Raw genomic sequence first — 12,132 nt, forward strand, 5'->3', positions numbered from 1 at the left:
TAATAGATGAAACCAATACAATTCATACAGAAGTCTCTCCTGCTCATGACTGCGCTCCTCACGCTCAGTGTCGCCTGCACAGCTCAGAGCAAGAAAGAGACGCCTAAGGCCGAGATCCAGCACATCAATGCCAACTATATGCGCGAGCATATCTACGACTTTGAGGCGCATCCCGACACCTTCGTCTATAAGGGGGACAAGCCGGCCATCATCGACTTTTACGCCGACTGGTGCCGTCCCTGCCGCCAGCTAGCTCCCAAGCTACAAGAGGTTGCCGACCGATACGCTGACCAGCTCGTCGTCTACAAGGTCAATGTGGACGAGAACCCGCAGCTGGCCTCACTCTTTGGTGTACAGAGCATCCCGATGGTACTCTTCGTGCCACTCGATGACCTGCCTTACAAGAGCCTCGGAGACATTCCCATGGATCACATTGAGGGACTCCTCGGCAAGATAGGCGTCAAGACGAATAATCAGTAAAACACTTAATACACAGTAACTATAAACCAAACAAACAGTATGTCTACAGTAAAATTTCAAGATAAGATCACAGTCAAACTCTCTGGTGAGCAACCTAAGGTAGGTACGATGGCTCCCAACTTCGAGCTAGTCCGCAAGGACCTCTCCACAGCTAAGCTCTCAGACTATCGTGGCAAGCGCGTCGTCCTCAACATCTTCCCCAGCATCGACACCGGTGTCTGCGCAGCATCTGTACGTCGCTTCAACGCTGAGGCTGCTAAGCTCGACAACACCGTCGTCCTCTGCATCTCTCAGGACCTACCCTTCGCACAGGCACGCTTCTGCGGCGCTGAGGGTCTGGACAATGTCGAGACGCTCTCTGCCTTCCGTTGCTGCACGGTTCCCTCTTCAGAGCCTGCTTTCTGCAAGGGCTACGGGCTGATGATGCAGGACGGACCTCTCGCAGGGCTACAGGCTCGTTGCGTCATCGTCATCGATGCTGAGGGCAAGGTCATCTACGAGGAGCTAGTGCCCGAGATCACCCAGGAGCCTAACTACGACAAGGCTATCGCAGCGCTGAAGTAAGCGCACATCCACACAGAGGGAGACAACGGCTGCATAGCTTCCCGTCTCCCCACACACGACAGCGGCACCACGTTTCTAGCATTACGCTATGGAGCATGGTGTCGCTCTCGTTTTTTACGGTCTCTACTTAGCGCTCCTGCTAGCAAACGGGTATCAGAAAAGAATTGTCGAGAGGGCTAAATCACTGAGGTTGGGAGGCGGGAAGAGCGTCCATTCGGAGATTATCGTTACTTTTGTAGCATCTAAGCTAGAAGAAAACTATGACGCAGGTATCAGATCTAGAGAATCGTCAAGCATACATCACCCAGCAGAGTGGCTTCATACGCCAGCTACAGGAGGGCATGCACACCACGATCATCGGGCAGGAGCATCTTGTGGAGTCGCTCTTGATCGGCTTACTAGCCGATGGACATATCCTCCTCGAGGGTGTGCCGGGGCTCGCTAAGACGCTCGCTATCACGACGCTCGCTAAGCTCATTGATGCAGACTATAGCCGCATACAGTTTACCCCCGACCTACTTCCGGCCGACCTCATCGGTACGCTGATCTACAGTCAGCGCAGCGAGTCTTTTTCGGTCAAGAAGGGACCTATCTTCGCTCACTTTGTCCTCGCTGATGAGATCAACCGTGCTCCAGCCAAGGTGCAGAGTGCGCTCCTCGAGGCGATGCAGGAGCGACAGGTGACGCTCGGTGAGGAGACCTATCCGCTCCCCTCGCCTTTCCTAGTGATGGCAACGCAAAACCCCATTGAGCAGGAGGGTACCTACCGACTGCCCGAGGCGCAGGTAGACCGCTTCCTCCTCAAGGTGGTGCTGGACTACCCCTCGCATGAGGAGGAAATGAAGATCATTGAGATGAATCTGGCTAGCCAGCTACCCACGGTAAAGCCTGTGACGACTGCTCAGCAGATCTTAGCAGCTCGTGAAGCGGTACAGCAGGTTTATCTGGACGAGAAGATCCTCCGCTACATCGTAGACTTGGTGATGGCAACACGACAGACGGAGAGCGTCCCAGCGCTACAAGGGATGATCGCTTATGGCGCTTCGCCACGTGCGTCGATCTCGCTGGCAGCTGCTGCACGGGCATACGCCTTCATCGCTCAGAGAGCCTATGTGATCCCTGAGGATGTGCGTGCCGTATGCCACGACGTGCTACGTCATCGTCTCGGCATGAGCTACGAGGCCGATGCCATCGGCATGAGTGCCGACAAAGCGATCGACGAGATCATCAACGTGGTGCCGGTACCTTAATTGGCTGTTGGCTGTTGGCTGTTGGCTGTTGGCTAAAAGTATCGGAGGTATCGGAGCCATCGGAATGATCGGACATCTAGCTCCTAATCTCTAATGTCTAACCTCTAAGGTCTAATCTCTAAGGTCTAATCTCTAACTTCTAACCTCTAAGGTCTAATCTCTAACTCCTAACCTCTAAAGTCTAACCTCTAAAGTCTAAAGTCTCATGCAAGATCTCTTGCGCAAGGTCAGGCGCATCGAAATCAAAGCTCGGGGCCTCAGCCAAAACATCTTGGCTGGGCAGTACCGCTCCGCCTTTAAGGGCCGAGGGATGGCTTTTAGCGAGGTGCGTGAGTACTACATAGGAGATGATGTGCGAGACATTGACTGGAACGTGACGGCACGCTATGCGCAGCCACACGTCAAGGTCTTTGAGGAGGAGCGCGAACTGACTATCATGCTCCTCGTGGACGTCTCCCACAGTCTAGACTTTGGCTCTACGAGTGAGACGAAGCGTGATCTGGTCGCAACGATTGCCGCAACGATCGCCTTCGCCTGCATACACAACAACGACCGTGTCGGGCTGATGCTCTACACCGATCGTGTGGAGCGCTACATCCCCGCAGGACAGGGCCGCAAGCATGTGCTACAGCTCATTCGCGAGATCCTGACCTACCGCCCTGAGCGTCACTCTACGCAGATTTCTTCTAGCCTAGAGATGCTCTCGCGAGTGGTCAAGAAGCGTTGCTCAGCCTTCATCGTGAGCGACTTTATCACCGACGAGCCGACCACTGCGGAGCGAGCTCTGATCCAGCGCACGGCACGCAGACATGACCTGCTGGCGATACGCGTCGTGGACAGACGTGACTACGACCTCTCGGCTATGGGCTTGACACTCGTACGTGACCTAGAGACGGGAGCGAGTCGCTACGTAGACACCTCGTCGGCACGCCTTCGTGAGCAGTACGCGACCAACTATACGACCTTTGCCACCGAGTGGGAGCGACTAATGCGTGAGTCAGGCATCGACCACGCCATCGCCGAGACTGGCGAAGACATCATCCCCGTCCTCTCACAGCTCTTCCGCAAGCGCATCTAACGAAGAGAGAATAAGAAATATCCTAAGCTTAGAGCTCTGTTTCTGGCAAAAAGCCTTCAGTCGCAAGCATCTTGGTGACAGACGGCATTAAGAGCCGATTGGCCAGCGAGAGCACATACTTACGCCCATTTTCCTCCTCAGGAGTTACGAGTGCATTATCCATTAGCTCTCTAATCTTTCTAGAGATGGTACTTGGAGATTTACCTTGGAAGACCTCCTTCAAGTCCTTATTCATAACCACCTGCTTTCTAGCAACGACGGACAAAACCTCTGCCGTATCCCTGTCTATTCGCCCGCTAGCCCAAGCATCTTCGATGGCTGGTCGTAAGATCTTGTCCTGCAGATACTCGTAATCACTCAGTCGATTCACTTTTTGCAATTCGTTGCGCAGTCCCGACAAGACATAGGTACACCACCCTTCGATGCCTTCGTAGGTTCCCTTGTCAGCTTCGCTTAGGTAGTGGTAGTATTGGTCTCTGTTGGTGCAAAAGATAGCAGTGGGGTTGATAATCCTTCCTGCTATGTCAACTCGAAATCCTGCTCGTAAGAGCATTACATAAGTAAACAGGCGCACGGTACGCCCATTTCCATTACCAAAGGGGTGTATCCATACAAACCGATGGTGTGCCTGTGCTATCTTGATCAGGTCAAACTGAAGACTATCCCTGCGATTGACAAACGCCATCAAGTCTGCCATCAAGTAAGGGACACGATACGCCTCTGGAGGCGTGTGAGAGGAGCCACTGATACGCACAGAGTGCTCTCTGTACGCACCTGCATGACTATCCCCCTCGCCTCCAGCACCAGAAGACAAGCCCCGAACGACCATCGCATGCAGCTCTCGTATTAGCACCTCGTCAATAGGTCTAGACGCACAGTGCTCCTCGATAAAGAGTAGAGCCTCTTCAATATTCTTTATCTCCTTGAAGTCCTCTGCCTCCCGCTGTGTATGGCCCCCGTCAGGCTGCATCTCCAGATACGCAGCAACTGTCGTATTATTACCTTCAATCCTTGCTGATCCAACACTCTCCAGCACGTGAAAGAGCCTCTTGAGTTGCAAGAATACAATCGGGTGAGTCGTTGAGGATATCTGTAGCTGGCGCAAATGCTCCAGCTCCAAGATTAACGTCAGCAACTCACTATCAAATTTCGGCTCAAATAGCCGAAGTTTATCTTCTCTCTCACTCATAACAAACATCTATCATCTGCAAAGATACACATCTAGCACATAATACGCAATAGTGCTTAGCTATCAGCAAGATATAAGAACAGCACTTAAACAAACATCTCGCATACTATCACGATAAGGATCTTTCATCTCAGTGAGACTTTCAGGGTTTATTTACCCAGGGCTGACGCATTATAACCAGACGTCTAGAAGTTGCACATGACGATAACCAGGGATACGCAGTTCGAGCATCACTACTCAGTGGCTACCGGTCTTCTCTGATTCCTCCTCCCGAAGAATTGAATTTCCGCCTAGGGAATCAGACAAGCTCATTTTTACAATGCGTCAGCCCTGCTTATTTACCTCCTATTCGTGAATTATCGGTACTTTTGTGGCGTTGTACGGTCTAGAAGCACATAGTCATCGAGTGCCAGTCTAGATGCTTGAGTCTAACCTATGCGATATCGTCTACTACTATATATACTACTGATCTGTGGCGGCGGAGGTCTATGGAGCTTCGCAGCGGCGCAGGATATTGCGATCACGACGGAGCTGACGCCCTCGACGATTCAGATCGGCGAGTATGCCCAGATCAAGATGACTATCCGCACGAACGATCTGGACAACACGCTCCTCGTCATTCCTGAGGAACAGCAGATGGGACAGGCGGAGATGATCGCCTTCGAGGTGCTAGACACCATACCGCTCCAAGGGAGCGAGGTACAGCTGAACGCGCTGATGACCATCACCTCGTTTGCCGAAGGGATGGCGGAGCTACCCGCTTTTGGCTTGACAGTAGGCGGTAAGAGCTACTTCTCCAAGCCCCTTTACCTCAAGGTGACGATGCCCGAGGTGGACACGACACAGCCGCTCAAGTACAACCCGATCAAAGCCCCTGTTTCAGTCTCGCTACGCTGGTGGGAGTACATCCTCCTCGTCCTTATGAGCCCAATTACGTGGGTGGTGCTGGGCATCGCCGCAGTGGTGCTCTTCATCTTGTGGTACCGACACTACAGGCGCACACGACCCGAGCCAGAGGTGGTCGTGGTCCCGTTGACCGCTTTGGAGACTTTCGACCAAACGCTTGCCACGCTGCGTGCGTTACCCTTTGACCAGCAAGAGGAGCAGATAGCTTATTACGATGGCTTGATCACCGCCTTGCGAAGCTATCTGACAGAAGGCTTAGGCTTGGAGATAGACGAATTGACCGCTCGCGAACTAGCTCAGCTACTCCAAAAGGCTCCCTACGATGTAGCTCCGAATGCGCTAGCGCAGTGGGTAATCCACTCGGAGTGGGTGCGCTTTGCCGACACCTGGGCGGAGCACGCCTGGCAAGACGAAGACGCGACCACCATCTACGAGGTAGTGCATCAACTAGCTAGCAGAAAGGAGGATAAGTCGCTATGATATGGGTTCATCCTGAGTGGCTCTGGGCGCTCCTGCTCCTACCGATACTGGTGCTGCTCTACATTCGCTACAACAAGCGTCACCAAGCAAAGCTTTCGCTCTCGGCGTACCGCCTTTTGCCTAAAGGAAGCGGTTGGCGAAGCTATCTGCGGGCTTTGCCTTTTGCCCTAGAGCTCCTAGCGCTGGCGGCAATGATCGTGGCACTGGCTCGCCCGCAAGACTCCAACCACTGGGAGGAGCGATCGATACAAGGCATCGACCTTGTCCTCGCCATGGACCTCAGTGGCAGTATGCAGGCGCTAGACTTAAAGCCGAACCGCTTTGAGGCGGCGCGCACTGTGGCGAGCGAGATGATCGCTGCTCGTCCGAATGATAACATTGGTCTGGTGGTCTTCGCCGGGGAGAGCTTTACGCTCTGTCCGCTGACGGTGGACCACGAAGTGATCCTGCAGATGCTCGAGGCCACGGGGATAGGACAGCTGGAGGACGGTACCGCCATCGGACTAGGGCTAGCGACCGCTATCAATACGCTCCGCGGTAGCGACAATAAGAGCAAAGTGATCATCCTCCTGACCGACGGGTCAAACAATGCGGGCGACATAACCCCCTCGATGGCCGCTGAGCTAGCGCAGCAGTACGGCATACGTATCTACACCGTGGCGGCTGGAACCAATGGCGTCGCCAAGTTCCCCGTGCAGACCGCTTCTGGCATCGAATATGTGGAGGCTGATGTACAGATTGACGAAGGTACACTACGACACATCGCCCAGCAGACGGGCGGGAAGTACTATCGTGCGACCGACGAGACGAAGCTACACGAGATCTATAAGGAGATCGACTCACTCGAGAAGTCTCGACTGACCTCTCGCTCGGTAAGCGCTTACGAAGAGCGCTATATGCTCTTTGCCTTGCTCGCTATCGTGCTCCTTGGCGCCGCCTTCTTATTACGAAACACCTTGCTGCGAGCTAACCCATGATACAGTTTGCCTATCCCCTCCTGCTGTGGCTCCTGCTACTCGTGCCGCTCCTGCTACTCGTTATGATCGTCGATCAGAGACGGCGGCGCAAGCAGCAGCTACGCTTCGCCACGCCTCAGATGCTACGGCAGATCATGCCCGACCGCTCAGTCAAGCGCGACTGGTGGCGCGCCTCGCTCAAGCTTATCGCCATCGCTCTGCTCATCGTGGCACTGGCTCGTCCGCAACTCTACACCCATGCGCCCGTCTCGTCACAGCAGACGATCGGTGTGGACCTCGCCTTTTGTATAGACGTCTCCAACTCGATGGCAGCACGTGACGTCAAGCCCGACCGTATCGGCTTTGCCAAGCAGATTGTGACCCATACGATGCAGCAGTTGGCGGGCTCGCGGATCGCTATGGTCGTCTTCGCCGGAGGCGCTTACATACGTCTGCCACTCACGCCCGACTTGCCGACGGCTCAGACCTTTCTCGCAGACATACAGCCGGGCATGGTCTCCAACCAAGGCACCAATCTAGGACAAGCGCTCGAACGCTCCGCCCAGGCGCTCTCCGCTCCTTCACGAGCTGGCAAAGCGGTCATCATCCTGACCGATGGCGAGGACCACGAAGGCAACCTAGAGGAAGGTATCGATCGACTCAAGGAGCAGGACGTCAAAGCTTACGTCGTAACCATCGGACTCCCCGAGGGAGCCACCATACCCTTTGGCGAAACGCTCCTCACCGACTCGCTCGGCGTGCCTGTACTCTCGAAGCCTAATCCTGAGATCACGGCAGAGATAGCCAACGCCACGGGCGGGCAGAGCTTCGTCGGCAGCAGCCCCCGAGCCATTAGCAACCAGTTGGTCAACCAGCTCCGCACCTTGCCCCAAGCCAATCTGAGTGGCGAGGGAGATCAGATCGAGGAGCTCTATGCGCTACCCACGCTAGCAGCGCTTATCTTGCTCCTGCTCGCCAACGGGATCATGCGTCGCAAGAGTCGCCTCTTCAGTCGTATTCAAATCTTTGGTCATCATGATGCGTAAGTCTTTATACATTGTCTTACTCTTGCTCTCTAGCCTGACACTCGTCGGGCAGACCGTACGACTGGACGCACGGCGGGGCAACAAGAGCTACCAGCGGGGCAACTACACGTCAGCACGTAAGGCTTACCTCTCGTCTGTAGCTCGTGACTCGGTCTACGCTCCAGCCCGACTTGGTCTAGGCGACGCACTCTATATGTCAGGCGACACGCTTGCTGCCGTGCAGATGTGGCAGCGTATAGTGAGCGACAGCAAGGCAGATCCACGCTTGCAGGCCTTAGCATGGCACAACCTAGGCAACCGCTGTATGGATACCCAACAGTATGACAAAGCGATCGAGGCTTACAAAGAGTCGCTCCGCAGAAACCCTACCGACGATGAGACACGCTACAACTTAGCCCTAGCGATCAAGCTCAACAAGCAGCCCCCACAGCAAGGTGGCGGTGGAGACGGTGGCGGAGGGTCACAATCCGATCCGTCGCAGAAGCCCAACGAGCAGAAGCCCAACGAGCAGCCGCAAGGCAAGAAGCCCGACCTAGACAAGTCACAGGCTGACCGTCTCCTCGATGCGCTCCGCCAGCAAGAGCAGCACACACGCCAGCGCATCAATCAGCGCCAGCCACAGCAACAGAATCAGAACAAGAAGAACTGGTAATGCTACGCCTACGCACTTCGATACAACGCACCCTTCTGACGCTCACATGGCTCTGTGCCGTCGCCTTCGCGGGCTTAGCACAGCTCACAGTGATCGTTCCTCCGCAGGTCGCCGAGGGCGAGACCTTTCGGTTAGTTTATCGTGCTGCCGGAGCGCACGAGCTGGGCGCTTTTACCGCTCCGCAGATTGCCTCCGAGCTGAAGGTCCTCTACGGTCCGCAGCTCAACGTGCTACATGAGATGCGTGGAGGCGCCTCCAAAGAGTACACCACCATCACCTATACCCTGCAAGCGAACAAGGCGGGCACCTACGCCATCAGCGCAGCTCAGCTACGTGTCGGGCAGCGGAGCCTCAGGGCACTACCCAAGCGCGTACAAGTCGTCAGGGCTCAGGGTCTGTCACAGCAGTCACTCGCCTCGGGCGAGTCGCTACGGATAGCGGACCGAGATATGTATATGCGTGCCGTCGTTTCCTCGCAGTCGGTCTACACGCAGCAGCCAGTCCTCGTATCGCTCTACCTTTACTCCCGCTATGGCAACCTCGCGGGCGTAGATCGCAAGCCCCCCGAGGTGACCGACTTCGTCACCAAGGAGATACCGATACAGCGCACCACCTGGGGCACCGAGCGGGTCAGTGGCAGGCTCATGTACAAGGCGCTCATCTGGCAAATCCTCGCTTACCCGCAGCGCAGTGGTGAGCTGATCATCCCCTCCTTTGAGTATGAATTTCAAGTGGCGGTGAATCGGAATGTGGACAACGAAGAGGACCTTTTTGCCAATAAAGCTGTCGCAACGGCTCATAAGAAGTTGCGCTCGCAACCCTTGAAGTTGACCGTACGACCACTCCCCGAGGGTGCTCCCGAGGGGTACGATCAGTTGGTCGGCTCCTACCAGGTCCAAGGCACTCTCTCCGCACCCGATCCGACCTACGAGACGGGCCGCGCCATGACCTATCGACTAGACATCACTGGGCGGGGCAATGTCTCCCTACTCTTAGCTCCAGAGCTAGGCTTGTCCGATAAATTTGAAGTGTACGAGCCGCAGCTCATCCGTGACGACCAAGAGGTGCGCAACGGCAATACGGAGGTGCACCGCACCTACGAATACACCATCATACCGCATGCTACGGGACAGCAGACGCTACCAGCCGTTAGTCTCCCCTACTTTGATCCAGCTACGAGTAGCTACCGCACCGCCACCACAGCGCCTATCCGTATTGAGGTCGCGCAAGGCTCCAACGATGTGCCACAAGTGGGTAAAGCTGGAGAGGCAGGCACCAACTCACAGCAATATGCCCCCTACCCCTACGAGGCACCAGCTCCGATTAGCGGGTGGCAGCCCTGGAGCCGTGCTGGATGGGCTTACTGGCTTCTTTACCTGCTACTTATCATCGCTGGTGGGGTCGCTTACTGGATCATACATAGCGGTCAGCGCCTGCGCGCCGACCATGTTGCTTATCACAAGAAGCGCTCTGCGCCCATGGCAGAGCAGCAGATCCAAGGGATACGTCAGCTCGTCAAGGCGGGGCAGCAGTCCGAGGCTACAACCCGACTCTATGCGACCATAACGCAGTATCTACAAGATCGCTACGCACTCACTACCTCCAGTCTCACGCGACAGCAACTAGCGAGTGCACTCAAGCAACAAGGCGTAGCAGACGCAGAGGTCAACGCCTGGCTCACCCTCCTCTCAGAGGTCGAGCTCACACGCTATGCACCCCTACAAGATGGCGACAGTCTGCCCCGCTGGGTAGACCAGCTAGAGCAGCTCATCTCACAGTCGTGATAGCTTCGCACCGAAGCCCTATAAATTAACCAAGCCCCCTCGTCTAGCGATGAGGGGGCTTCTTTTGTCTCTGTCCTCTCTGCAGGCAGGCTCAACGGTTCCTCCCTTGGAACCGAAAAGTTCCTCCGCTGGAACTTTAAAGTTCCTCCCTTGGAACTAAAGAGTTCCTCCCTTGGAACTTTTTAGTTCCAAGAGGGGAACATTTTTTGGAACTCGTATCTATAACAAGTTCAGCACGATACGAGCGCTTCGCAGACAGAGAGCGATGTAACGAATAACGATATGAGACTGTTTCAAAAGTCAACAGTCTCACAATCTTGCTTGCAAGATTGTCTTGACTTTGCAGAAAGGATGAAGCGCAAGGTGCTGAGGGGGAGGTCTGAAGGGAGCATACCTCCGTATGTAACCGAAGCCGAATCCCGAAAGCGACACAGCGATTCGCCTTTGTGCAACAGTCTCCAAAAAGGACCTCGCAAGAGGTCCGACGATTCGTAGCCGTCGGTCGGAGGGGCACAGCCTCGAACGACCGATGGATAGGCGGACATGGTAGGAGATCGACCCCTCGCGGGTCGGACTAGACGACGGCTACAGTCCCAGTCCGACCTCCCACACCGGGGAGGTCGTTTGCCTCGTGTGACACTCCTGACCCCGCAGTCGTTCGGGGCTTTGCCCCTCTGACTGGGGGCTACGATGCGTCCGACCGCAAGCGGTCGTCTGCTCTCCGTAAAGATACACAGGACGAGTAACGGTTGTAGGGACGTACGAGACGAGTAGCGAAATGTAGGGACGCACGATCTGTGCGTCCGTTGTGTCAAAGCTTACGGTGTCCGTTGTATTACCAACAGTGGGTTACAGTCCCGTTTTAACGGGGACGGACGCACGACCGTGCGTCCCTACACAGGGCTACTTGTCTCCTCTAGCTTCTAACTTCTAATCTCTAACCTCTAATCAAAAAAGGGGCGAACTGTCGTTCGCCCCTTTTTTGATTCTAGTGTCTTACCACCACTCGGTAAGTCTCGCCCGCTACGCAGACCAGGTAAACCCCGTCCGCATAGGGTGTCAGGTCAATCTGCAGCGTGCCTCGATCATCCGCACGACCCGCATAGAGCCGCTCGCCAGTCATGCTATGGAGCGTCACCTCGCTAGCAGGCGCCACACCCTCCACGATGACATAGTCAGTCGCTGGATTCGGGTAGAGCTGGGTCTGCTGCGTGACGGTCGTCTCCACGCCCGTGTGATCCACAAACGTCGCCTTGACCTCCGTCGCACCCTTGACCACAAAGCTCTTTGTAGCGAGGATATCTACCCCGTTAGCCGTGAGAGCTGTCAGCTCACATTGTGCATTCTTGCCTGTAGCCTTAACCGTCAGAGTCGTACCATACGGCACTGCAGCAAGGTCTACTGGCTCAACGATCGTGATCTCTCCATGCTCGTTGCTGGTCAACGTCACTGCAAACGTCTTCTTAGCGAAGGTTGCCTTGACGGTCAGGTTGCCAGTCACGACTACCTTCTTAGAAGCTGTGATATCCGTACCACCAGCCGTAATGGATACAAGTTCGTAACCCTCGGCAGGTGTAGCGTTGATCGTCAACTCTGTGCCATAAGCCACAGCATTGAGATCATCTGCACCCGTAGCAGTGATCATACCCTCACCCTCCTTAGTTAGAGAGACGGCGAAGCTCTTCTTAGCGAAGGTTGCCTTGACGGTCAGGTTGTCCTTGACAACGATCTTCTTTGTAGCTGTGAT

General features: G+C 55.1%; 11 protein-coding genes. 9 read left to right on the forward strand and 2 right to left on the reverse strand.

Annotated elements, in window-relative coordinates:
• Positions 1–6 precede the first annotated feature (6 nt).
• From L215_RS0105210 to L215_RS0105225, 4 genes are all read left to right on the forward strand, one after another.
• The gene (locus tag L215_RS0105210; RefSeq protein WP_025882817.1) at positions 7–480 is read left to right on the forward strand and encodes a thioredoxin family protein; all 474 of its coding nucleotides are present in this window, start codon (positions 7–9) and stop codon (positions 478–480) included.
• Between the two features lie 39 nt (positions 481–519).
• The gene (gene tpx / locus L215_RS0105215) at positions 520–1,044 is read left to right on the forward strand and encodes a thiol peroxidase (protein ID WP_025882816.1); all 525 of its coding nucleotides are present in this window, start codon (positions 520–522) and stop codon (positions 1,042–1,044) included.
• A 260-nt stretch (positions 1,045–1,304) separates the two neighbouring features.
• Positions 1,305–2,294, forward strand: a complete 990-nt coding sequence (locus L215_RS0105220; RefSeq protein WP_027451454.1) for an AAA family ATPase — start codon at positions 1,305–1,307, stop codon at positions 2,292–2,294.
• A 205-nt stretch (positions 2,295–2,499) separates the two neighbouring features.
• Positions 2,500–3,372, forward strand: a complete 873-nt coding sequence (locus tag L215_RS0105225; RefSeq protein ID WP_025882815.1) for a DUF58 domain-containing protein — start codon at positions 2,500–2,502, stop codon at positions 3,370–3,372.
• A gap of 28 nt (positions 3,373–3,400) precedes the next feature.
• Here L215_RS0105225 and L215_RS0105230 read toward each other — a convergent pair whose 3' ends face one another.
• Entirely contained in the window at positions 3,401–4,507 is a 1,107-nt protein-coding gene (locus tag L215_RS0105230; protein WP_202898753.1) for a Fic family protein, read from the reverse strand.
• A 489-nt stretch (positions 4,508–4,996) separates the two neighbouring features.
• On the opposite strand from L215_RS0105230, the gene L215_RS0105235 reads away from it, so the two are divergent.
• From L215_RS0105235 to L215_RS0105255, 5 genes are read left to right on the forward strand one after another with little or no spacing between them, the layout of a single operon-like run.
• Entirely contained in the window at positions 4,997–5,947 is a 951-nt protein-coding gene (locus L215_RS0105235; protein ID WP_025882813.1) for a PIN domain-containing protein, read from the forward strand.
• Entirely contained in the window at positions 5,944–6,924 is a 981-nt protein-coding gene (locus L215_RS0105240) for a vWA domain-containing protein (RefSeq protein ID WP_025882812.1), read from the forward strand. Before L215_RS0105235 ends, L215_RS0105240 begins: the two co-directional genes overlap by 4 nt.
• On the forward strand, positions 6,921–7,949 hold the full coding sequence (locus L215_RS0105245) for a VWA domain-containing protein (RefSeq protein ID WP_027451455.1): 1,029 nt from the start codon (positions 6,921–6,923) through the stop codon (positions 7,947–7,949). Before L215_RS0105240 ends, L215_RS0105245 begins: the two co-directional genes overlap by 4 nt.
• The gene (locus tag L215_RS0105250; RefSeq protein WP_244869672.1) at positions 7,942–8,601 is read left to right on the forward strand and encodes a tetratricopeptide repeat protein; all 660 of its coding nucleotides are present in this window, start codon (positions 7,942–7,944) and stop codon (positions 8,599–8,601) included. The genes L215_RS0105245 and L215_RS0105250 overlap by 8 nt, the downstream gene beginning before the upstream one ends.
• Complete coding sequence (locus L215_RS0105255; RefSeq protein WP_025882810.1) at positions 8,601–10,385, forward strand: BatD family protein; 1,785 nt, start codon at positions 8,601–8,603, stop codon at positions 10,383–10,385. The genes L215_RS0105250 and L215_RS0105255 overlap by 1 nt, the downstream gene beginning before the upstream one ends.
• 988 nt (positions 10,386–11,373) lie before the next feature.
• Here L215_RS0105255 and L215_RS0105260 read toward each other — a convergent pair.
• Positions 11,374–12,132 (reverse strand): InlB B-repeat-containing protein (locus L215_RS0105260; protein ID WP_027451456.1); only part of this gene is annotated, 759 nt, incomplete at its 5' end.

The organism is Porphyromonas uenonis DSM 23387 = JCM 13868, assembly GCF_000482365.1.
Taxonomy (GTDB): domain Bacteria; phylum Bacteroidota; class Bacteroidia; order Bacteroidales; family Porphyromonadaceae; genus Porphyromonas; species Porphyromonas uenonis.